Consider the following 25,942-nt stretch of genomic DNA (forward strand, 5'->3'; position numbering starts at 1 on the left):
TGCTTTTTTAATCCATACCCATCAACAAGGTGCCAGCGGCGCCTGCAGCAGCAGCGTTAATGAGTATGGCTTAGAGCTTATAACCTATTTTTAACATAAGCCCTGAGTTAATATCACCATTGCTGTAGGGCTGTGTAAAAAGCTTTAGCCCCAGCAGAAATCTGTTCTTTATGGTGTAAGTGTTTTCCAGAATAATATTGTAACCAAATGAAGTTCTTGTTTCTACTAAAAAATCCTGTAACACCACATTGCCCCTGTTATCTCGGTAGATTCCCTGGTTAATCCCATCGGTTATCTTATAATATGTAAACCCTGCTCCTATTCTAAAATCATTCCTCCTGGTATTCCTGAAAGGGGAAAGGTAAAGGTTAAGATTGCCCTGGGTGAAAACAGCCAGGTCAAATTCTTCACGGCTGCTTTTACCATAATTTAATGAAAAAGCAGTAGCGAAGTACGGATTCAGCCTGTAATTCAGCTCATTTTCAAAAGTAGTTGTAATAATATCCCCTGAGCCTAACAGAGACTTCCCCACCCCAAACCTGATATCAAACTTATGCTGATCTTGCTGGGCTAACACCTGCGTACTAAAGAGCAGGAGTACAAAAGGTATAAATATTTTCATGAACCTGTTTATTGATGGAAAGCCCTGTAACAATAGGGTAAATACATACGGCCGCTAATGGTTCAGGAAAAGCAGGCACTTTGGGATTATTTATGTAATTTTAGGGCGACCTGATCAAGCCAGGCTGATTAAAAAACGCTAAGCAATCTACCCTATGATAGTAATAACCGGTGCCGCTGGTTTTATTGGCAGCCGCTTAATCTATAAACTGAACAGCGAAGGCTACAACTACCTTGTGGCTGTGGATAGGTTCGATAACCCGCAAAAGAACCGGCACCTGGATGGTGCCCGCCTGTTGGAACGGGTAGACCGCAGTGATCTTTTCAGCTGGCTGGACACACACGAGCAGGAGGTTGAGTTTATTTTTCACCTGGGTGCCCGCACCGATACTACAGAATTCAACTATGAGCTGCTTTGGGAGCTGAATACCAATTACAGCAAAAAGCTGTGGGAGAAGTGTGTACAGTACCAGATTCCGCTGGTCTATGCCTCTTCTGCAGCAACCTATGGTGCCGGCGAGCTGGGCTATAAAGATGATGAATCGATCATCCCGCAGCTAAAACCCCTGAACCCCTACGGTGAATCAAAAAATGAATTTGACCAGTGGGTGCTGGAGCAGCAGGAGCATCCGTTTTTCTGGGCCGGCCTTAAGTTCTTCAATGTATATGGCTGGGGCGAACACCACAAAGGCCGCATGGCCTCTGTTATCTGGCATGCCTACCACCAGATAAAAGAAACCGGCAAAATGCGTCTCTTCCGCTCCCACAATCCGGATTTCAAAGATGGAGAGCAGATGCGTGATTTTGTATTTGTAGAGGACGTTGCAGAGGTGTGCCTGTGGCTCATGCACCACCGCAAGAATAGTGGCATCTATAACCTGGGCAGCGGCAAAGCCCGCACGTTTAAAGACCTGGTAACAGCTGTTTTCAACAATATGGATTTAGCTGCTGATATAGAATTCATTGACACACCTGCCGATATCCGCGATAAATACCAGTATTTTACCGAAGCTGATATGAGCAAGCTAAGAAGTATTGGCTACGAAAAAACTTTCACCGAGCTGGAAGATGGGGTAGCCCAATATGTAAAGCGGCTTCTTAAATAGCTTAAAAGGCCTAAAGCCCAGCATAGATTTTATAATGCTTAGCTGTGCCTGTTGCCAGTAGCACACATGCGGATTTAGCACCCTTCACTGGTTTAGTGCCGGATCTTTTCTCTGAAGAGCATAGCAACAGGCAGGTAATCGCTGCTCCTGTTATTGCACAACAATTCTTTTAAGCAGGCGCTTGCCGGCAGATGATAGCTCCAGCAGGTACATGCCCGGGCGGTCGGGCATTTGCAGTTCTGCCATTTGAGTACCTGCAGCATATGCCAGTGAATTTATCTGCCTGCCGCTTGCATCCATAACCCTGATCTGTAAAGGCCTGTAGTGCTGCTCCGCAAATGAAATGGTGAGTGCCCCCCGGGTAGGGTTCGGGTACAGTCTTAAGCCGTAAAAGCCGGCATCTGCGGTGCCTGCCACTATGCGGGAGGCTAATATGGTTTCTTCGTAACGCTTTTTAGCGGTTCTGGCAGCCTGCAGCACTTCACTAACAGCACTACCGCCATGCAGGGCAAAAGCTATAATGGCAGAATCACCTGCTGCTATGGTGTATGGGCCTGATGCTACAGAATGGCTTACATCAGTACCTACATCCAGCCCTGCCCTGGCGCGGCCAATGCCGCTGGAGATTGTCCTGAACTTTTCTTCATCTGTAAAGCCATCGTACACACCCAGCGGGTTATCGGCAATGGAAGCATCATTATCTACTGCCCAGTAATTAGGCTCTCCGCTCAACACCTGTATGGCGCCTACCCTTCCATTTTCCAGATCAGCGGAATATACATAGCCGGTGTTGGTGAGCGAATCCCAATCGGCTTTATCCTTGAAACTATCTGTGTTTATGTCCCAGTCGGCATAAAGGCCCAGGTAGTAATCTTCAAGATCAGCCTGCCCCTTATTCCTGACAATATATTCTACAATAACTGATTTTTCGTCTGGCGAATCCCGCCATACAAAAGCACTGAATTCAACTTCCAGATCCAGGTCTGAAAGCGTATCTCCCGAACCGTTAAAGCTGCCAAGCACCTCAACATCTGCCAAAGCACCAGGAGCCTGCTTTTTTATTTTGGATGTTTGCCTGAAGTCTTCGTCTATAAAACTGTTAACGGAACGAACATTGCTTAAAACATTGGCATTACTGGTGGCCATTATAATGCCCATTTCATAGAGCATGTTTACTCCATCATACATAAAGCCCTGACCAAACTCCCTGCTTGCATCTACATACCCCACCCTACCGTCTGAGGCAAGTGTGGTAGCCAGCAGATTTTCATGAACATCAATAAAGGTAGGGTTAATCAGTACTGTAAAATACTGATGGTCTTTATAACCGTCGGCTGTATAATCCAGCCTGAAGTGAGCCTTTGTGTTTGAGGGTAGTTCTTCGCTGATGTTTATGATGAAAGGGCTGTTTTCTGTAGAAATCTCTTCCAGCATTTCAACATCACCCAGAGCCTGGGCTGGTTCTTCTACCGTTATTAAATTATTCAGTGAAACAAGCTTTACCTGCAGGCCTTTTGCAGGCCATAAAAGGTTCTGGAAATTTCCGGAAAGGCTTGCCTGTCTGGCGGTTTCATCCCAATTTTCATCTGGATCAGCCAGTGTAAACCCCCACCCCATTACAGAAGGGCTGTTGGCAGTAAGAGCAGTGGCAATATTCAGGCGGCCTCTCCCCATTTTATCCCGATGCTTATCTGATAAAGTTGTATTGAAACTGGTATCGGCAGATATACGCAGGAGGGCCCCCAGCTGTACGCCTGTAAAATCGGGATATTTTGCTTTTAGCAAGGCGGCTGCACCGGCTACCAGGGGAGCTGCAAAAGAAGTACCGGAGGTAGCCTCGTAGCCGCCTCCAATCTTGGTAGTAAACACACCATCACCGGGTGCTGTAAGATCAAGCTGTTGCCCGTAGTTGGAAAAAGATGCTTTTGTGTCTTTTCCGGTAGAAGCCCCTACGGAAAGCACATGCTCATAACTGGCCGGATACATGGGTATTTCGCTGTTGTTATTACCAGAGGCAGCAACAACCAAAACACCATACTCCAGCGCAGCCAGCTTGTACAGGTCCTGCTCTATCTGGCTGTAAGAAGTGCTGCCGTATGAGGCATTGATGATGTCTGCACCATGGGTAGCAGCATAAAACACCCCCTGCAGCAGGTTTAGCAGGTAACCTGTACCATTGTACCGCTTATCATTATCGGCTGTGTGCTTGAGTACCATGAGCCTGGCATTAAAGGCTACCCCTGCCACACCTACACCGTTATTGGTTACTGCAGAGGCACAACCTGCAACTTTGGTGCCATGTGAGGCATTGGAGAGGTTTGTAGAGGGGTTGTTGTCGCCAATGAGCGTCAGGTAATCAGCACCTGCAAAATCCCAGCCCTGGTAGTTATCAATAAAACCGTCGTTATCATTATCAATACCATCCAGCGGGTCGTTCTCATTCAGGTAGATATTTTCTGCAAGGTCGGGGTGCTCCAGGTCTACACCGGAATCAAGGATAGCAATCACGAGCTTTTCACTGCCGGTACTCAATGCCCAGGCTTCCGGCGCTTTAATCATATCCAGGTAGTACTGCCTGCTCATGAGCGGATCGTTGGCCGTTTGGAAAGGGGTTGCAGCATACACAGGTTCTGCCAGTTCCACAACACCAGATTTATAGAGCTGCTCAATGGCATAGGCTACTGGCAGTTGCTGATCGAAGCTTAGCTGGTGATAAAGCCTAAGGTCGACACCCGATTGACCTGCCCTGCGTACACCACTTTTAGTTGTTTGCCCGGTAAAGGTACTAAAAGCAAAGGTGTTGCTAACAGCCAAGCCAGGGGCCATACGGCTCCACTCATTTGCCCTCATGCCCTTTCCGTGGGCATTCAGATAGACAAAAGAAGGTTTGAGCTTGATGAGGAGTTGTCCCGGCACAATGGGTGATTCTTCCGGAGTGGTGGAAGCAAAGGCTGAGGTGGAGCATGAAAAAATAAAAAGCAGAAGGGGTAAAAGTTTTTTCATATCTGTCCCGAAGGTAACCTGGCAAAAAACACAGCTGGTCACTCACCTTGCCAGCAGCAGATAAGCTACTGCTTTAGAACCCTTTAGCACAAGCGACATGTATAAAGGGTTGGAAGTATGGGCGATGGCTCCTGCACCTAATATACAATATTTTTGTATTTATCTGTATTTTATTGATAACACTATGCCTGCTAATATTCATGGGAGGCACAAAAACAAAGAGCTCCGCTGTTTGGCAGAGCTCTTTGTTAATATGAATAAGGTAAGCGGTAAACTTACTGCTGAACAACTACTCTTCTGATGGTACGCTTGTTGCCCTGCACTACTTCCAGGAAGTACACGCCATCCTGTCCGGGCATACTAAACTGCACTGTAGTTTTACCTGCGGTATAGCTTTTGCTCGCTATGTGCCTGCCGGTCACATCCATCAGCCTTACCAGGATTGGCTCCTTTCCTATTTGTGGCAGTGCAATGTTAAGAATGTCCCGGGCTGGGTTAGGATAAACGGCAAGCGCAGGCAGGTCGTTCTGGATAATGCCCGTAACCGGAGCAACAGGCACTGGCCTTTCGCCGTCTTTTATGGTTTCGTATAACAGTCTGGCCGCTTCAGCAGAGCTAAGAATGTCTTCTATTGAGGAACCGCCATGCAGCGCAAAAGCTATTCTTACAGTACCCCCAGCAGGAATATTGTAGGGCCCCGAAGAAACGGTATGGCTCACGTCATTACCTTCTTCTATGATGCCGGCTTCTTCACGACCAATAGCATTCGACATAGATCTGAATTTCTCCTGGTCTGTATATCCATCATACACGCCAAAGGGGTTATTTTCAATATTTTCGTCGTTGTCTATGGCCCAGTAGTTTGGAGTACCGGAAAGCACCTGAATGGCACCAACCCATCTTTCTGTAGGATCAGGAGTATAGATATAGCCTGTTTGTGTAGCGGCATCCCAGCCTGCCATATCCCTGTAGTTGTCCTGGTTAATATCCCAATCGGCAAACAAACCCAGGTAGTAGTTTTCGAGGGCATCGTTCCCGGTGTTGGTTACGTCATATTCAACAACAACCATTTTTTCAAAAGGTCTCTCACGCCATACAAAACTTCTGTAGTCAACCTCTACATTTAACCTGGAAAGCGGGCTTGACTTTGAATCATCGAAGGTACCATAAACATCAGAGTCTGATACCATACCGGGATTATCCCTGGCAATTTTATTCACTACCTTAAAATCGTCATCAACATCACCGGGGGTACTGCCCCGAACTGTGCTCAGCACCCGGGTTTCGCTGGTACCCATCATCACTCCCATCTCGAAAAGCATATTCACATCATTGTACACAAAGCCAAGGCCCTGCGCCTGTTCTGTATCCTGGTAGCCTATGCGACCGTTACCAGCCAGCGTTGTAGTAACAAGATTTTCATTGATGTTAAAGTAAGAAGGGTTTACCAGTACTCTTATATACTGATAATCTGTGTAGCCGTTGGCTGCCGTATAATCCAGCCTGAATACAATTTGTGCATTTGACGGGGCGCTGGTATTAACCCTTATTCTGAAAGGAAGCGTTTGGTTAGATACAGAATCCATCATGGCCATATCTCCCAACTCCACTGATTCCTGTAACATGGTGATGTGGCTGCTTAGCGGCGTTAGGGTAACACTGGCACCTGCAGCAGGCCACAGGAAGTTGGTAAACGTGCCATAGATGATGGCTTCCTGACCAGCTTTTGCCACATCGCCGTTGGGTCCCTGAATGTAGGGGTTATCCATGCGGATAGATGGGCTTTGCACTGTTAACGCCCTTTCCACATCCAGACGGCCTCTGCCCATTTTATCTTTATAAGTGCTCCCCAGCCTGCTATTGAAGGCAGGATCGGCAGTGGTACGAAGCACCTCCCCTATCTGGGCACCATTAAAATCAGGGTATACTGTTTTAACCAGGGCAGCAGCGCCTGATACAATAGGAGCAGCAAAGGAAGTTCCATTGGTGAAGGTATAGCCACCCCCCACCGCAGTAGTAAGAATATCAGAGCCGGGTGCCGCAATATCCACCCTATAGCCATAGTTCGAAAAAGAGGCTCTGCCATCTGCAGCCGTAGTTGCCGAAACAGAAAGCACGTAATCATAATCTGAAGGATAGTGAGGCTCTACGCTGCTTTCATTGCCGGCTGCAGCCACTACCAGCACATCGTACTCAAGCGCTACATACCTGTAAATATCATGAGATATCTGGCTGTAATAGGTGCTTCCATAAGAGGCATTTATGATATCTGCACCATGCTCAGCAGCGTACAGAACGCCCTGCAGCAAATTACTCAGTAGTGCATTCCCTTCATCCCGGGTATCATTATCTGCAGAATGTTTCAATATCATTAAACGCGCATTGAAACCCACTCCGGCTATACCTTCATTATTATTGGTAACTGCAGAGGCAGCTCCGGCTACCATGGTACCATGCGTTAAGTTCGAAAGGTTTGTAGACGGGTCGTTATCACCCTGCAGGCTTATGTAATCATCGCCGGCAAAGTCCCATCCATAGTAGTTGTCAACATAGCCATCCTCATCATTGTCAACACCATCAATAGGATCTGCTTCGTTGGTATAAATATTAGCTGCCAGATCCGGGTGCTGCAGATCTACACCAGAATCCAGAATAGCAATAATGATGTCGTTTCTGCCGGTTACAAGATCCCAGGCATCCAGAGCATTCACCAACGGCAGATAGTACTGATCAGACACCCTTGGGTCGTTGGGCCTGAGGTAAGATTTTGCAGCATACACAGGCTCTGCTATTTCCACGGCACCTGATTTATAGAGCAAGGCGATTGCTTCCTCTACAGGCATTTCAGGATCAATGCTGATTTGATGGTACAAGCGTAAATCTATTTTTGATTTACCACTGGCACGTGCTGTGCCGGAGCTGCTTTTTGCTGTGCCTGCACTAAAAGAATGTACCCCCTGAACAGATAATGCGGGCACCAGGCTTTCCCAGCTTTTAATACGCATGCCCGAACCATCGCTGTTCATATATACAAAGCCGGGCTTGAGTTTGATAAGAAGTTGCCCTGGTGTAATAGTTGGTGAATCAAAAATTGGCATGTTAGCCCAGCCTACGGAGGCATGAGTAGAAAAAGTTAGTAAAAAACATATTAAGGATTTCACACAAATTATTCTGGTATTCACTTGATCAGCCTCCTTTTTCAAAATATATTCTATGGATTAAGTCCGCATCAGGTCACAACCAGGCGATATAATTCTTTAAAATAATCACTACCGCACAACCCTGATATTATGACCCTAAGCCCGCTCACTCTAACATTATCTAGTCTAAATAAGACTTTTTACTGTTTTTAAGCACGGAAACATTTGGCACAATATACGTCTTTTTTCTGATTTACTTAGAGGCTATGAACTCGCGACAATCATCTAAAGGCTTATACATCAGCAGGATTCAAACAAAACAGCCCACTTAATTAAGTTGGGCTGTTAAAATGCATCTTATAAGTAGAAAGGAGTCTTACTACTTCAGTTTATGAAGCATAAAATTTTCATAGAAGGCTACGCCTGTTTACTTTATGATAAGCTTTTTTGTAGTTCTTTTTTTATCCTGGGTTATTGAAACAACATAAACACCGGGGACCGGAGGCAATTGGATCCGGACGTTTTCCTGATAAGCCGGAAAAGTAGAATATTTCATACGTTTACCACGAAGATCTATGATTTCTACAGAAAATGGACTTGATCCGACAGCCGGCACATGAATGTCCAGCCACCTTTCAGCCGGATTCGGAAAAATCCTAACATTACTAATTTCTTCGTCATAAAGACCTGTAGGCTCTTCAACTTCATCCTCAACCAATATAACTGGTTCAGACCTTTCTTCATCTTCAATCGAATCATAGATGAATTTCATTGCCCGGGCAGAAGCAACTATCTCGGCTAAAGAGCCACCTCCATGTAAAGCAAATGCTATTCTGATAGAATCCCCGGGCGGTATAGTATATGGGCCAGAAGAAACTGTATGGCTTACATCATTTCCCTCCGCATTGATACCACCTTCCGCACGCCCAATACCACTGGAGATAGACTGATACTTTTCTTCATCTGTGTAACCATCATAAACGCCAAATGGGTTATTATCTAAATCAGGATCATTATCAATAGCCCAGTAGTTGGGATCTCCTGTTAATACTTGTATAGCTCCAAACAAAGGTTTTTCTGCCCCATAGGAATAAACATAACCTGTATTTGTTTCCGAATTCCAGCCAGCTTTATCAAGGCCTACCAATCCTTCCTCCTGATTAATATCCCAGTCAGCGAACAAACCAAAGTAAAAATCATTCAATGCTTCCTCTCCTTTGTTGATTACTTCATACTCCAGTACAACTGACTTTTCATACTGTTGATTGTGCCATGCAAATCCCTGATAATCTACTCTTACATTCAACTGAGAGGCTACCGGTGCATTTGAATCATCAAAAGCACCATATACATCTACATCAGAGATTTGCCCGGGTATGGTTCTATTGATTGCACTAATAATTCTGAAATCCTGATCAACACTATTCACCCCTGATCTAACACTATTTACCAGCTTATCATTACCAGTTGCCATAATGATGCCCATTTCAAAGAGCATATTAACTCCATTGTAAGTGAATCCAATCCCCTGAGTTTGATCCATATCCTGATAGCCTATTCTACCATTAGCCGCAATTGTAGTTGCAACAAGGTTATTTTGAATACTGGTAAAACTGGGGTTAACTAACACTTTTATGTATTGATAATCGGTGTAGTTATTGCCAGAATACTGTACTCTTATAAAAACCTCTGTATTGAAAGGAGCATCTTCACTTACCTGGATCAAAAATGGGTTATCGCGTAACGAGAATGCTTCCATCATATCTAAGTTACCTATAGATACAGATTCGCTTAATACTGTTAAATATCTGCTCAAAGAAGTTATAGTAACTTCAACCCCTTCTGCAGCCCACAAAAAATTTATGAAATCTCCGTACAGTTTAGCCTGCTGTCCTGCCTTTGCGACATCACCCTGGTCAGACTCCAGGTAAGAATTATCAAAACGAATAGAGGGACTTTGTGTAGTAAGTGCTTTTTGAACATCTAGCCTGCCTCGCCCCATCTTATCTTTATAAGTAGGAATCAACTTTTCGTTGAAGGCGGGGTCTGATGTAACCCTCAAAACCTCTCCTATTTGTGCTCCATTGAAATCTGGATATAAAGTTTTGACAAGCGCTGCAGCTCCAGCCACTATAGGTGAGGAAAAAGATGTACCGTTAATATATCCATAATCACCATTAATTTGTGTGGTATAAATGTTAGCACCAGGTGCTGCAATATCAACTTTATACCCATAATTAGAGAAGGTTGCTTTTGTATCAGCACTAGTAGATGCAGATACTGAAAGTACATAATCATAATCTGCAGGATAATGGGGCTGAGCACTGCCTTCGTTACCCGCAGCTGCCACAATCAGGACATCATAATCTAGAGCTGCAATTTTGTAGATATCCTGAGCGATTTGACTGAAGACTGTACCTCCATAAGAGGCATTTATGATGTTTGCTCCATGTTGAGCTGCATAGGTAACTCCTTGAAGAAGATTAACAAGATATGCGTTCCCGTTATCATCTGTATCATTATCAGCAGAATGCTTTAGTACCAGCAATTTGGCATTGAAACCAATTCCTGCAATGCCTAAAGCATTATCTGTTACAGCTGAGGCACAGCCGGCAACCATTGTACCATGTGAAATATTTTCAAGTTCGGCGTTCGGATCATTATCTTCTTGATAATTATCTTTATCGCTACCTGCAAAATCCCAACCATAGTAATTATCTATATAGCCGTCGCGATCATTATCAACTCCATCAACAGGATCATTCTCATTAACATATATATTATTTGCAAGGTCAGGATGATCAAGATCAACACCAGAATCCAGAATGGCTATAACCAATTCATTACTTCCTTTTGTGATATCCCAGCCTTCAAAAGCATTTATTAGATCAATATAGTACTGATTTGGTATTTCTGGATCGTTTGGAACATAATTGGTAGAAACCATATAATCTGGCTCAGCTATTTCTACCACACCTGATTTATAAAGCTTATCTATTGCTTCATCGACAGGAATGGAAGGGTCGATGCTTAACTGATGGTATTGACGCAGATCTAAACCAGAGCCCCTATTTGCCTTTTGGTTAAGCCCATTCTTTTTAGAATCCTTAGAACTAAATGAGACTGATTTATAGATAGAAAGATCTGGCACTAGATTGTTCCAAAAGCTTGTACGCATGCCCGCTCCATCAGAGTTTAGATAAATAAAAGAAGGCTTCAGTTTTACCAATATCTGACCTTTTACAACTTTATCTTTTTCATTCTCTAGCGGACTCGCAATCACACGCACAGATAACAATAGAATGCATAGAGAGATAGGTATAATTTTTCGCATAGCAGTTGATAGTAAATGCTTTAAATAGCAAGTTCTATATAAATTTTAAAATAAAAATTTATAATGATAATGCTTACCCTAAAATATTAATAAGTTAAAAAATATTTATATTAAAGCCTATTGAAGCAATTCACCATTTAAATCTTACTATGAAAAAATATTACTTCCAGCTTCTGATAGCTGTTTATTTTGTATGTACAGGTAGCCTATATGCACAAAATGCAGTATATGTTGACGGAAAAGGGGTTGACATGAATACTAACATATGGGGTACAATTCAGCAATTAGACAGGAGAGAATACAGCGTAGAAAATGAACAACAGTATCTAGACAAGAACTGGTTAGAGGGTGAAATTTTCATGAAGACCGGAGTCAACATAGAAGGATTTCCATTACGCTATGACTTGGTAAATCAGGAAATTGAAATAAAGGCCGGCAGTGAAATAAAAGTATTGCCTTTATCAAAGGTTGATAGTTTTTCATTGATAGCCTTGAATGGAAAGAATAAAAATTACGTATCGTCAATTACCAGTCACAACTATGGTAATGCTCCAAATCCGGGGTGTTACGAAAAGGTTGCCTCTGCTGATTCCTGGAGTTTATACAAGAATTACACAGTAGTATTAGAGCAGCCAAACTACAATATTGCACTAAATACTGGTTCTAAAGATGCTAAAACTAAAGTTATTACAACCTATTATTTCTCACATGAAGATCAAACAATTGAAGTTGTGAACTCAGTGAAAAAATTCAATGAAAAACTACCCAGAGATATTCACGATGCAACAAAAGCGTATATCAAGGAAAACAGAATAAAAATGAAAAATGAAGAGGATTTAGTCAAAATGCTAAGTTTTCTGAACTCACTTACATCTTCAAATTGAAGACTATATTACACACTACCTATTTAGGTATACATACAGCGTTTTACCAGCTTGGGTTTTTCAGCAGCATTACAAGAAAACACTTAATGTAAGGCACCAGTAAAGCTTATTAGGCTATTTAATATTGGAGCTGAAGCCGGATCTTGGGTATTGCTGTTTTCTTTCAATAGAAGTATTAGTTTTTCTAAACTCCCGTAATCAACTTCTCTAAACAAAGGAGATTTTTTATTAAGTTAGTTACTTAGCAGGATCGCTTAACCCAAGTCTGCTTGTTGGCCTTCCTTTAGCAGATCAGCTATATGCTTATGTTTTTTTCCATGGTCTGGCAGACAAAACTGACTTTCTGCAAGTCGATTGCCTTCAGGCTGAAGGCCAATACCATCCCGCCGTCCAGTATGTATGTTATTGTTGCCGGTCTGCTGCTAGACATGCTGCCAGATCAATTGGGGCAGTGCTCCATCTTCACTGTTTTAGCAGCTCTCTGCTGAGAGCTGCTACAGCTAACAATCGGGAATTAGTCAACAGCTGCCATATAATCATCTTGTGGTATTTGTACATGCTCATAGTGTCCGTCATTCAACCTGAAATGACAACAAAGGCAACAAGCCTATTGACCAATCAAAATGAGTAAATAACAGCCTGTAAACAAAAAAAGGTCGGAAGATTAAATCTTCCGACCTTGCCTGGCACAAACCGGCTCTGTTGTTGAAGAATGCTTAAAACACTATTGTTTTGTGAAGGTTAAACTACATTCAAACCCACCAAAACAACCAGCATTACTGTAATTAACATTCACTGTAAACTGACTATCATCACTTGCAGAGAAAGTTCCGGGAACTGCGGCAGTAACAACGTCAACATTATTGCCTGCCCCGCATCCAAGACCTATACTTTGCTCTGTAACATAAATCTGCTCACAAACCAAGTCAAACTCAAAACCGATACCATTAAATGTATCCCAAGAAGCTTGAAAAGATCTAAGATTACCAGATGTCTTTGTTAAAGTAGCAGTACCAAAAAACAACTCACAATCATCTGTTACTGTATAAGTACCTTCAAAAGGTGCCTGTACCACACAAGTGGTACTGGCAGTAAAAGATGTATTGGTAAAGTATTCGCTACCAGCTGCAGAATACACTTTAAAGGTGTATACGAAATCATCTCCGGCGGTTAACTGATCCACTGTAAGGCCTGCCAAATTCATTGCTTCGGTCAATGAGATACTAAGATCTGCAGGGAATGTACTGATGGTTTCCACCACTTTAAAATCTGATCCCTCATACGACTGAAGTACTTCAATCCTATCTACTGACTCTTTCCCTGCTAATGCTATGGAAAAATCAATTTCTGTGTTTTCAGGATCCGATAAATCATAAAATGACTGACCTACAGCACTAATTTCAGGAGCTGTTACAAATGTAAGGTTATCAGATTGAACGCCGATTGGCTCATCTACCTCACAGGCTGTCCAGGCTGTTGCCATACCTAGCAGCAATGAATATATTTTTATTTTATTCATGTCTCTACGAATAATTTAGTAAGAAATATTATTGAACGTCCCACCACAGACTTTGGGTAACCAGTGTTTCATTAGGCACAGGTATACCTGGACCATTTTGCAGATTTACACCATTAAGGTCAATTTCCAGCTGTGGGTAGGGCAAACGTAGAGGGATACGGTTTTGCGTCCTATTGTTGAGAGGATTAACTAAATCCGGATAATTAGCATCTCCAACTCGCCTATAATCAACCCAGGCTTCATATGGCATAGTATACAGCGCTATGTACTTCTGTTCCATAATTCGCTCAAGTTTATTAGCAGCAGCGCTGTATGAAACTGTTTGCTGTGCCAAATATGTGGCGATATCATCCTCAGATATTTCCGGAATTTCAACTCCGGTACCAGGATAAGTTGCTCCTCCAGCAACTGCGCTATGATAATTTAAGCTGGCAGTTACAGCATTTTCATATGCTTCCTGTGCGGCTGCAGCGTTACCCGCCCTTTGCATTACCTCTGCAATTATGAATTGTGTTTCGGCATACGAAGCAAGTACTGCAGGTGCGTCTGGTCCTGCTAAACTTAAACCAACACGGGAAAAACGTTCACGACCGCTGTCATCCTGCGTATCACCGGGGTAATTACCAGCAACTGTACCCTCAAGATCACCATTCCTGATTGGCTCAAAGTAGTACAGAAAGCGAGGGTCATTAAGTGCTGTAAGCATGTTCACAAAAGTTTCACTAACAGCTGCATCCTCTCTACCACTTACATTATCAAACTGGTAACGTGGATTATACTGATTTACATCATCGAAGAAAGGAACCAATGCATTATCTGCATTGCTTTCCATCAGCAAAGGATTCGTACTTAAAAACTCTTGTGCCGCATTTGGCTGGCGAAGGCTTAAGTGATTCAGCGCTCTAAGTTTTAGAGTGTTTGCATACCTCACCCATTTATCCATATCGCCTTCATAGATAAGATCTTCATCACCAACATAACTTGCATCATCTGCCTGTACATTTTCAATACCATTATTCAACATCTCAATAATGCCATTGTATACAGCTTCCTGTGCATCATATTCAGTAGTGATGAATTCATCTATGTTATTTGCCTGGCTAAAAGGGATATCACCATAGATGTCTGTTAATAACAAATAGCTGTTGGCTTTCAGAATTTGGGCAATACCTACGTAAGCTGGCTGTTCAGTTACCGTTGCCTGTTGCTGAAGTGCAGCTGCATCCTCCAAAACACCTGAATATATTGCAGACCAGCTATTATCTGTATCACTTGCTCTGAAATCAAGTTGTGCATACTGCAGTGGCTGACCACGGTGACCAGCGTAATACTGCATAATAGATCCTGTGTACAAACTAAAGTTACCGTAGGCATAGTAACCTAAAGTAGAAATAATTGGAGGCAACAAAGTAGCCGGTGGCACCTCTGTAAGTGAGTTTGGTGACTCATTTACATCAAAGAAGTCATCACAGCTGCTTGTTGCTAAGGCAAGCAGAAGAAATAGACTTGTTATTCGTTTATATAATATAGTTGTCATAGAATTTGCTATTTATTTAGAATTGAACCCTTATGCTACCGCCCACACTTCTGCTAGAAGGCAGATCAAAGCGTGAAGCCCCCTGGCCGTTACCGGTACCAAAAGCACTACCTTCCGGATCAATGTCTGGTACATTTGTCCAAAGTGCCAGGTTTCTACCTGTTAATGAAATTTTGACACCTCTAACAAAACCAAATCTGTTTGCAAATAGTGAAGATGGCAGGCTGTAAGACAGGTTCAGTTCTCTAAGCTTAAGCCAGTTGTTTTCATAAACATTAGCTTCGGTAATGTTAGAAACCTGATCCCAGTAATTAGCCCTTCTAAAGATCGCTATGTCATTGGGTACATAGTTAGGGTTTTCAGATCCGCCAACATTTTTCACTCCATCAATAATTACTGGATTTTCACGATCTTCTGTGACAGCTGCTACACCATAGAATTGCAGTAGTTCTGAAGTACCACTCCAGATGTAACCACCCTTGCGGAAATCGAATAAGAAGTCTAATTCAATGCCTTTAAAGTTTAAGCTGTTACGTAAACCGCCTGTCCAGTCTGGCTCAACATGGCCTAAAGATTCGGTGCCACCAATTAGCGGGAAGCCGTAGGTAGTTGAAGTTGGGTCAGAATCCACAAGTATGTTGCCATTTGGATCACGCTGATAGGAAGTTCCTCTAATGATTCCATAACGCTGGCCAACCTGTGCCTGAATAGAAGGATCGCCAGAGAAACCACCAAGATAGATTTGATCAACTCCCTCAATGATTTCTACAACTTCTGTTCTGATTCTCGACCAAACTAGTGATACATCCCATCTGAAATCTGAAGTTCTGATTGGGTTCAGTCCTAAAGCTACTTCCAGACCTTTAGAGTCAAGCTGCCCGGCATTTGCTAAGTAATTAGTATAGCCTGTGGTAGGGGTTATATCTACTGGGAAAATCAGATCAGTAGATTTAGTATAGAAGTAAGTCGCATCCAAAGTAACACGGCTATCCAGGAAGCGCAAATCAACACCTGCCTCATAGTTAGTAACTGTTTCTGGCTTAATATTTGGATTACCCAAAATGTCATTTGCAGAATAACCAGGCACACCATTCACAGGAAAGGCAATACCATCTGTAAAGCCATCACTGAAAGCGGCCGCGCTAAATAGTGGACTTAGGGAGTAAGGAGCCGCATCGTTACCGGTTCTTGCAGCACTTAAGCGGAGTTTACCGAAGTTAAACGCACTTCCTCCAAAATCGAAAGCATCGGTGAATGCAAATGCTAAGCTAGCAGAAGGATAAAAGAATGATCGCTCTTCTACCGGCAGGGTGGATGACCAGTCATTACGTCCTGTTAAGGTCAGGAACAGATAATTCTTGTAGCCCAAGTCAACCTGACCATATACACCCATCAGCCTTCTCCGTTCATCCGTTTCTACTGGAACTTCTTTGCTGGAAGTGTTATCAATGTTCTCGAAACCGGGCACTACAAAGTTAGTTCCTGCAATGCCTTCATAAGAATACGTCCGCTGATTAACGTTCCAACCAAGTAAACCGTTAAAGCTGAACACATCTCCACCGAAATTATTATCATACCCTAAAATCAGGTCTGAATTAATTTCCTGGCGGCGTAAGTCATCGTATGCAATTCTGCCATTCTGCCAGCCCCCTGTACCTACTTCATAGAAAGACTTCGACTCTTCGTTCATTACGTCTGTATTCAGGCGATAGTCCAAACGAAGGTTATCGTTAAAACTGTAGCCTAAATTCACTGCACCAATTACACGGTCATTAGCATTTTTGTAATAGGTGTTGTTTGCAGACCAGAACGGATTATCAAAAGAACCTCCACGAAAGTTAATTTGTGATCCATCTTCACGCTGGTAACCATAACCTGCCAGATCATAGCTAACTGGTGTATGGAATAATGAAAAAATTGGGTTGCTACCTGATTGGCCTAAGAAAGGCGTGTTACCTCCAGAGTGAATATAGTTGAGGTTTATACCGGCAGTAAACCTCTCTGTTCTTCTCTCTGCATTGATACGGGCAGTATAGCGATCAAAGTAATTTCCTGGTAAATAAGATTCCTGATTCTGGGCACCTAAAGACAAGTAAAAATTAGATTTTTCGTCGCCACCGGCAAAGCTTAAGTTGTTAATTGCAGTGCTTCCTGTCTGAAGGAACTGTGATCTTGGATCGTAAACACGCATCGGAACTTCTTGTCCTAAAACGTTAGTGTGCATTTGTCCTTCTATACGAGGACCAAATGAACGGGAAGTTCCATTGGAGTAAACAAAGTCCTGCGATCCCTGCGCATACGTATTTTGATAATCAGGCAGGCGCAGTGGCTCGTCTACCATATAAGTAGATGTAAAGTCAATATCGAGTTCACCTCTTTTTGCAGCGCCTCTACCTGTTTTAGTTGTAATGATGATTGCGCCGTTTGCAGCACGAATACCATAAAGGGCAGCAGCGGCCGGTCCTTTTAGAACAGAAATAGATTCAATATCCTCAGGATTGATATCAGCTGCTCTGTTAGGCTGCGCAACACCCGTTACGTTTGTTGATGCGCTGTTACCGTCATTTGCATTGCTGATGATGATACCATCGACAACAAATAGTGGCTCGTTGTTACCAGTTAAAGAACGTGCACCACGTAGGGTAACACGTGCACCCTGGCCTACACCACCCCCACTGGAAGTAACCTGAACACCAGCAACTTTACCTGATAATGCATTAACCACGTTTGTAGACCTGGATTCTGAAATTGCTTCACCAGAAACGGAACCTACAGAATATCCCAGAGCTTTCTGCTCTCTTTCGATACCCACCGCAGTTACCACTACTTCCGATAAGGTTTCAACATCCTCGGACAGTACAACATCAACAACAGATCTGTTACCCACTGTTACTTCTTTATCGGCATAGCCAATAAAGGTGAAAGTGATAACAGTGTTGTTGCCCGGAACCTCTAAACGGTAGTTACCATCCATGTCGGTAACGGTACCTTGGGAGGTACCTTTGATCCTAACGGCTACCCCAGGCAACCCTTCCCCATCGGCGGTCACTTTGCCTGAAACAGTCCGTTGCGCCCAGGCTGAGGTTATCAGCCCAAGGAGCACGAAGCTCAGTAGTAAAATCCTCTTCATTCTTTTTTTGATTAGGTTAGAAAAATTTTCTAGGAGTCCAAGTTATACTTTTAAGTTAATTCAGGCAATACCATACTTGAATATTGCCGCTTTCCCTCTCAAATATTTTTATTCTCCTCATAATAACGACACACTATTTTGCTAAAGAGATGGAAACCCAAATCTGCATTTTTCAATGATTTTATTTCTATATGAACTACTGCTAACGATTGAATCTATATCAGGGCATTGATTCATCATTGTGAAAATGTTTACATATATAATTATTTAAATCCCTTCAATCTTGACCTCAAATTTATCTACCCCTTAAATAAATAATTCATAATATTATAATTTATATTGGATGTGTATAACATTCCCGTCGATATATCCTTATATTTTTAATATTCCGATACCGTTGTTAATTATTTAAATAAAATATAAACAATGAAACTAACCCTCAGCCAGATAAACACATTCCAGGATATGACAACATTGCAGGAACAACAGCTAACCGCTAAGCAAAAAAATGGCTACATACATGAGACTTAATAGTTACTCACTTTCTCAAAAATTCTACATTATTCACTTAAAAAAATTACCTGCATAAAATGTTGAAATCTAGTATTAAATCGATACGAATCATACACCAAAAGTTCTTTCAATGAGTCTGCTTTACTTGCTATTTTCCTGATTCTGTATCTGTTGAATGTTTTTTTATATGACAAACGGCCTGGCTATACAAACCCCATAATACAGAACGATATCAGCAAACAGAAAAATTGGGTAGCCTTAAAACAGAAGATAATTTTGCGTTAATTAACCTGCAGCTGATGGTCTACAGTTGGCGTTTATACTAATCAGCCCATGATGTATCATATATTGAACGTGACTGTTGTACTTAAACATGATACACAACTACTGGATTGTCTCCCACCAGGATTATGTAGCGTTTAAAATGAAAAAAGTCCTCTGGTAAGATAGCTCTTACCAGAGGACTTTATAAGTAGAATAATATTGGCTGCTGATTATGAACAACAGCTAACTAAATTAGAATCAGTTACTTTGCCGCTGGCCAGGTATCACCTGGTGCATTGGGGTTTTGATCCTCTTCGTTTATTGCTGGATTTGCATCAATCTCGGCTTGTGGGATCAATAAGAAGAAGCGGTAATCATTAGGCTCCAGCGCAAATCTAAATGCAGCCGGGTGACTCGCATCCCTAGACCATCCCATTTGTAGTCTTCTATAATCCGGGAAATCAGCCAGACCTTCAGCATAGAGTTCTTTTCTGCGCTCTAGAAGAATTTCCTCAATTAGGGCATCGCCAGTGTTACCAGAAGGAGTCGTAAACATTGGGTCACGATTGCTTTGCAGTTCAAACAATAATTCTGCAGCAGCATCTTCGCTTCCTGAGCGTGCCAGGCCCTCTGCCTCAATCAGGTACATTTCAGCAACACGCATCAAAACAACATCTTCGCCAAAGTCAGGGTTTGCTTCAAACTTTTCAACATCGTACAACACATCATTAGCAATAGGCGTAAACAGGTTCCTGACATCAGTTTCAGAAAACTCAGCTACAAATGTTGGGTTAGCTTTTATGGTTGGCGTATAGCGAGTACCATCCCAGAAAGATGCAAAGCTACCATAATATAGTGTTTGATCAGCCGAGAAAGGCAAGCCCCAGATCCACTCTGGAGATTCAAGCACATCAAAGCCATCTGCATAAGAGGCAGGTGCCAAACCAGCTCCATAAGTAGTTCTGGCACTATTTGCCGCTGTTGCCGCTTCGCTCCAAAGGCCCATGTGCAGGTAAACTCTGGCGAGTATACCATCGGCTACTGCTTTGTTAATTCTCCATTTGAAATCTCTCTCAACTGGTATGTTAGCAGATGCATACTCCAGATCAGCTCTGATTACGTCATATACTTCACCAACAGATTTTCTGGGATTACCAGTAGAAGCTACACTAGCTGATTCCAGGTAAATCGGAATACCAACATTGTCTCTGCCTGCGGCATAAGGAAGTGCATATTCTTTCACCGCTTCAAAATACATAAGGCCCCGGATGGCACGAGCTTCTGCTATGAATTCTTCCTTCTGATTTTCGCTCAAACCAGAAGCTTCTACTCCTTCAATCAGAAGGTTCATGCTGTTGATGATCTCGTATGCCATATTCCATACAAAATTAACTTTTCTGGAATTTGAGCTTTCTCTGGCAAGATAGCGGTATTCAAAAGCCATCCACTGAAATGCAGGTTGAACAAAATCATTGCCTACCACAGTGCGGGTGTTCATCAAAGATCCGTATCCTTCCGAATCATCGTTACTAGCTGTAGTATTTGCAAGTTCATCATTAAAGCCCCTCAGCGCCCTGTAGGTTCCTGTTAGGAATGCCCTTACACCCTCTGGCGAGGAGAAAACAGCCTCAGAGCCTACTTCAGCCTGTGGTTGTGGTTCGTCTACGAAATCTTCACACGACATGATGAAGACGCATAGAATAAGTGAATATATATATTTCAATTTCATTTGTAGTCAAGTTAGTTTATAGATTTATCTCGATACCTGCCGTTACAGTTTTGTAGATAGACGACCTGTTATTTGTCTGACCAGGTAACAGACCACCGATACTTTGCTCCGGATCTAATCCTTCGTATGGGAAGAATGTGAACAGGTTATCTCCCTGTACAAAAACTCTTAGACCACGGATAAAACCAGACCTAGAAATTAGATTTTCTGGTAATGTATAACCCAGGGTAATGTTACGAAGGCGTCCATAAGATGCATCTCGTAGAAATCTGGTAGATATTGATGCACCCTGGTCGGTAGAATTCAAGCGGGGTACATCTGTGATATCGCCTTCCTGCTGCCATCTTCTAAGTATATCAGTGTGTTTTTGCTGACCTGGCCTCAGGCCACCTTCCATCAATCCTAAATAGTCTGTATCTAATAGCTTACCTCCAAGGCTAAAGTTGAACAATGCGCTTAAGTCTAAACCTTTGAAACCTAAACGGGTATTAAATCCACCTCTACCCCATGGTAAAGCTGTTCCAGCAAATATTCTGTCACTTTGCGCAACAGACTGGCTGGTTGTTGTATCTCTGCCTACAACATTTCCAGCTTCGTCCAGAACATTTCTATACCACATAGGCTCACCGGTAGAAGGAGCAACGCCTGCCCACTCCCTGATGAAAAAGTCATATACAGTTCCACCTTCTACACGCTTGAAGTTACCTGTAATAATCTCTTCCTGAGGTAGTTCGGTGATTTCATTCCTCTCAAAAGCCATGTTTGCACCAACACTCCAGGTTAACGCGCCATCGCGTAGAATATTATAATTTAAAGCTACCTCAATACCTTTATTGCGTAAGCTGCCTACGTTCTCCAGGATAGAGTTTGTTCTTACACCCAGTGAATTAGATAGTGGACGAGCAAAGATCAAGCCTTCTGTATCTTTTGTATAGGCATCTACACTACCTGTTAGTTTCTCCCTAAAAAATCCGAAGTCTAAACCAACGTTCGTAATTGCAGATGTTTCCCATGTCAACTGTGTGTTACGTAGTGGTCCCACATAAATACCCGGGGTACTCAGCTGATCCCAGCCTGTTTCAAATACGTTTTCAGCAGGGAAATAAACCTGGTTTAACTGGTTATCCTGTATAAAAGAATTACCAACCTCGCCATAAGATCCTCTTAATTTCATAAAGCTTATGAAATCAATGCCATCCATAAAGCTTTCGTCACTGATCACCCAAGAACCTGATACAGAATAAAAGATGCCTTCTCTGGACTCAGGTGCAAATCTTGAAGATATGTCCCTGCGCACAGAACCCTGAACAAAATACTTATTTCTAAAGTCATATTGTGCCCGGGCCATTAAGCTTCCGATTCTTTCTTTGTTTTCTGCTCCGCCGATCGCTTCGAGCGTTGCTGCAGAGTTAAGCTCATATAAGCCTGGGAAAGGCAAGCCAGTTTTGCTAACATTCAAAGTATTGATTGTAAGATCATAGGCCTCCTGTAACAGTAGAATATCAACCTTGTGATCTTCATTGAATGTATTGGCCCAGTTTAAACTGTTGGTCAGGGTCCATTCTGTTCTAAAGTCCCTGTTCCTGCCAATTCTTCCTCCCACCGTTCTGGCTGAACCAACTGTTGGGTTGGTATAGGTTGGGTTATCATAGGTATACCTGTTCAGGGTAAAACTAGTTCTAGCCTTGAACATGTCCAGGAAGGAAGCTTCCAGGAACGCCTGTGTAGTATTGAAGAACCTGTTATCTACGCTACGATCCAGCGTTGTTTGCGCAACTGCGTTAGAAGGTTGAAGAACCGGACGCACTGCATTGATTGGTCCTTCATTTTGACCATCATCAAAAATAGGATTACCAGCTGGGTCCAGAATTAAATTACCATCTACATCTCTTCTATAGATGGGGTAAATGCTGGACAAGGTTCTAATATACTGAACAGAGTTATTGAACGAAGTACCAGACTGCTGTGGGAAATTAGAAGTAGAGCTTGAGATAGACTGCCTTAAGCCTGCACTCAACCAATCGGTAAGCTCAGCATCAAGGTTAAGCCTGCCTGCAAAACGCTCAAAATCAGAACCTATTACAACTCCATCCTGCTTCAGGTAGCTACCACTAAAAAAGTAGGTAACCTTATCAGATCCACCAGATACGTTCAAGTTTGCATCATGGCGGGTACCTCTTTGTAAGAGCGCGTCTTCCCAGTCAGTTTCCCATTTCAGGGTCTGGCCTGGCAGAAGTTCGCCATTTGGTCCAATGGGTGATTCTAAACCTCCATAAGGGTTGTAGCCTATACGTCCAAGCAGCTCATCTGAAGCAGTCTGTCCAGGTGTCGCATCGCCTGTTAATCTGGCATCATTATAGAGCGCTTCCCATTCAAGGCGAAGGTTTTGCTCTGTATTTACAAATGGATACTCATCAACAGCACGCTCGGAAAAACCAGATGAAGCAGTAAAGTTGATTCTTGTATCGCCTGCTTTTCCTTTTTTAGAAGTAATAAGAATTACACCTGAAGCAGCCCGTGAACCATAAAGTGCAGCAGCAGCAGCATCTTTCAGTACAGAAATAGACTCAATCTCGTTTTGATCAATAGTATTAAGATTACCTGTATACACAGCACCATCTAATACAATCAGGGGCTCTGAACTAGAGTTGATAGAAGAAATTCCCCTGATTCTTATTTGTGGGGTAGAGCCTGGCTGACCTGATCCGGTAACAATGTTTACTCCAGGAACGGTACCCTGCAGCGTTCTACCAATATCAACAACCTGCTGCTGACGAATCAGTGTTTCATCAATTTGGCCAACAGCACTGGTAAGGCTTCTTTGAGATTGCTCTCCGTAAGCAACTACTACCACTTCTGATAATTGCTCTACATCCTCAGCTAATGTTACATTAATCACAGATTGATTGCCCACAGTTACTTTTTTCTCGGCATATCCAATAAAGGAAAATGAAAGTACTGCATTGTTACCAGGAACTTCTAGCCTGTAATTACCGTCAACATCAGTAACGGTACCTTGGGTGGTTCCTTCAATTCTAACGGCTACTCCAGGCAAACCTTCCCCTTCGGCGGTCACTTTGCCCGAAATAGTCCGTTGCGCCCAGGCTGAGGTTATCAGCCCAAGGAACACGAAACTCAGTAGTAAAATCCTCTTCATTCTTTTTTGATTTGTTTAGAAAAATTTCCAGGGTCCAAGATATACTATTCGGCTAATCATCACAATACCATACTTGCATTATGTGCTATTAACGCTGAAATATTTTTACTCTTCCCTTCTTTACGACACACTATTCTGCCAAAGGGTTGGAAAGCAAAACAGTCCTTTTTCAGGACTAACTGTGGACAGTCAAAACAAAGTTCTCGATTAAATTTTAGCTAAAACAGCTAGTAGGCCAGCGTATTTTTCATCAAACCTGACACCCAATTTCTCACACTGTAAAAAAAGTAGCTTCTACTATGGCAGGCACAAAAAATACTACTCCGTATTATTGCTAAGGCCTAAAACAGCAGAATAACCTATTCTTTAATTATTGTACTGGCAGTTTCAGAAACATTTCAGTTGCCGAAAATACAACTGCAGAAAAATTCAGTGTAGTAAGAGAAAAACAATACACATCAGGATTGTCAGAATTTGCCTGCACATTTACCGTCTTGTAAAACATTGAGGAAAGCTAAAAATCTATGATCTGAAATTTATGAGCCAAAAATATCCTACCGTTTCATGTATTGATTGCTGCGTTTTCACCTAAAAATCACCTTGTTAAGCCTCCTAAATTTTTAGCTAAAATATGCAAAACATACATTAATGATGTAGAAGGGCAGTGCAGAAACATTTGCCAGTCCCAATTTTCCAGGTAGCAGAGTTTGGTAATACTATTTATAATAGCCCCTGTCATCAACGAACGGCTTGACTATATAATTCTTTTTACAGCGGAGGACCGGCAGCACAAAACAACAATGGAGACCTTCATGACAAAATATTATTCTGCCACAAGTCTCCAATCCTATTTTTTATACTTAATATAAAATGTTTAGGCGCAAATAGCTCTACTGTGTTTATTCAACTTCCCACCAGGATGGCTTTTCTAAGGTGGTAAAGCCTTTCGAATATTCCATACAATCCAGGCATGGGGGTGCCGGGGGACCAGGCCCATAACTTACCTCACAATCAGGCTTCAGGGTATTTTGTACATAATACGACAGATCCCTGATATCAAAATACCAGCGCTTTGCCTGTTCATCTACCACACTAAAATATCCAAAGGCTCGCTTATCACCACTCACTGCTTTAATGTTGGTCTGCAGGTTGTAAAGAGGCGTATCAAAAAAAGCATTCTTTTCTACCTGCTCCTGCATTTCGTTCCAGAAACTGAAGCTGCTCTCTGTTAGTGACTGCTGGCTAATGAGCACCGTAAAGCGCTCGAAGATCCGCTCGTTTCGTATTGTTTCTATGAAGAACAGGTCTTTTCTGTAGCCACCGGCATTATCCTGCTGCAGTGTATAGCCGGGAAGATATTTTGCATTGTTTACCCAACACTTAAAATTAGGATTGCTGGATCGTGCAAGCGGTGCTGTGTAAATCCAGTGCGAATCGAAATTCCAGCGGTAATACAGGGGCTCACCACTGGGATTGGGTGGAACATATATGAATACATTGATTCCTTTTATCGTCCTGACCACCTGTTCATTGGCTTCTACTACATATATCTGCTTTTCTGTTTCTTCAAAACCTATGTTTCCCATTTCTGGCGCTACCTGGGCAATTCTTTCCCATTCCGATTCATAAGCCTCTCCGTCCGTTAAAGCAATCTGCAGTTTATAAGCATGCTCAGGACTGGCCTGAAAATCATCTGCTTTAAGCACATAAGTACCCGGGGTGCTGGTTTCAGTGTAGAGCCATTCTGCACCTGCGTCGTCTACCAGTTTAACTGAAGCATTCGCTACTGCCTGATCATTCAGATGGTCAGCTACATCGCTGGTATAATGTAGTACTACAGTAAAATAGCGTCCATCTGATGGGTATTCTTTAGATTCACTGAAAGATACATTGGAAATATACCCCTCTACCACCAGGCCGGGCTCATTGTTCTCGATAACAAATGTATATGGCTCAATACATGTAGTAAGCAAAGCTAGCAGTACTACAAAAAATATATTTATAC

At 42.6% G+C, this 25,942-nt stretch carries 12 protein-coding genes; 2 read left to right on the plus strand and 10 right to left on the minus strand.

The window, feature by feature from the left end; translation table 11 throughout:
- Positions 1-70: 70 nt before the first annotated feature.
- Entirely contained in the window at positions 71-622 is a 552-nt protein-coding gene (locus KWJ01_RS15605; protein ID WP_224997608.1) for an outer membrane beta-barrel protein, read from the minus strand.
- Positions 623-776: 154 nt separating this feature from the next.
- On the opposite strand from KWJ01_RS15605, the gene rfaD reads away from it, so the two are divergent.
- Positions 777-1,727, plus strand: coding sequence for an ADP-glyceromanno-heptose 6-epimerase (gene rfaD, locus KWJ01_RS15610; RefSeq protein ID WP_224997609.1), 951 nt, complete (start codon positions 777-779; stop codon positions 1,725-1,727).
- A gap of 150 nt (positions 1,728-1,877) precedes the next feature.
- Here the strand turns inward: rfaD and KWJ01_RS15615 are convergent, their stop codons facing one another.
- The 3 genes from KWJ01_RS15615 to KWJ01_RS15625 form a co-directional block, all read right to left on the minus strand.
- Positions 1,878-4,730 (minus strand): S8/S53 family peptidase, encoded by a 2,853-nt coding sequence (locus KWJ01_RS15615; protein ID WP_224997612.1) that lies wholly within the window; start codon positions 4,728-4,730, stop codon positions 1,878-1,880.
- Between the two features lie 275 nt (positions 4,731-5,005).
- Positions 5,006-7,756, minus strand: coding sequence for a S8 family serine peptidase (locus tag KWJ01_RS15620; protein WP_224997613.1), 2,751 nt, complete (start codon positions 7,754-7,756; stop codon positions 5,006-5,008).
- A gap of 541 nt (positions 7,757-8,297) precedes the next feature.
- Complete coding sequence (locus KWJ01_RS15625) at positions 8,298-11,204, minus strand: S8 family serine peptidase (RefSeq protein ID WP_224997615.1); 2,907 nt, start codon at positions 11,202-11,204, stop codon at positions 8,298-8,300.
- Between the two features lie 149 nt (positions 11,205-11,353).
- Here KWJ01_RS15625 and KWJ01_RS15630 point away from each other — a divergent pair, with 149 nt between their 5' ends.
- Positions 11,354-12,088 carry a hypothetical protein gene (locus tag KWJ01_RS15630; RefSeq protein WP_224997617.1) on the plus strand — a complete coding sequence of 245 codons (735 nt, stop codon included), beginning with the start codon at positions 11,354-11,356 and terminating at the stop codon, positions 12,086-12,088.
- 724 nt (positions 12,089-12,812) lie between these two features.
- Here the strand turns inward: KWJ01_RS15630 and KWJ01_RS15635 are convergent.
- The 6 genes from KWJ01_RS15635 to KWJ01_RS15660 form a co-directional block, all read right to left on the minus strand.
- Positions 12,813-13,607, minus strand: a complete 795-nt coding sequence (locus KWJ01_RS15635; RefSeq protein WP_224997619.1) for a hypothetical protein — start codon at positions 13,605-13,607, stop codon at positions 12,813-12,815.
- Between the two features lie 28 nt (positions 13,608-13,635).
- A complete protein-coding gene (locus tag KWJ01_RS15640; RefSeq protein ID WP_224997621.1) occupies positions 13,636-15,144 on the minus strand; it encodes a SusD/RagB family nutrient-binding outer membrane lipoprotein in 1,509 nt (502 codons plus the stop codon).
- Positions 15,145-15,160: 16 nt separating this feature from the next.
- A complete protein-coding gene (locus KWJ01_RS15645; protein WP_224997623.1) occupies positions 15,161-18,274 on the minus strand; it encodes a SusC/RagA family TonB-linked outer membrane protein in 3,114 nt (1,037 codons plus the stop codon).
- Between the two features lie 1,039 nt (positions 18,275-19,313).
- Positions 19,314-20,735 (minus strand): RagB/SusD family nutrient uptake outer membrane protein, encoded by a 1,422-nt coding sequence (locus KWJ01_RS15650; RefSeq protein ID WP_224997625.1) that lies wholly within the window; start codon positions 20,733-20,735, stop codon positions 19,314-19,316.
- 61 nt (positions 20,736-20,796) lie between these two features.
- Positions 20,797-23,937: a TonB-dependent receptor gene (locus tag KWJ01_RS15655; RefSeq protein WP_224997627.1), complete on the minus strand. Its 3,141-nt coding sequence runs from the start codon at positions 23,935-23,937 to the stop codon at positions 20,797-20,799.
- Between the two features lie 899 nt (positions 23,938-24,836).
- Complete coding sequence (locus KWJ01_RS15660; RefSeq protein ID WP_224997629.1) at positions 24,837-25,910, minus strand: DUF4249 domain-containing protein; 1,074 nt, start codon at positions 25,908-25,910, stop codon at positions 24,837-24,839.
- Positions 25,911-25,942 lie beyond the last annotated feature (32 nt).

Origin of the sequence: Cesiribacter sp. SM1 (genome assembly GCF_020178975.1) — a bacterium.
Lineage (GTDB): Bacteria > Bacteroidota > Bacteroidia > Cytophagales > Cyclobacteriaceae > Cesiribacter.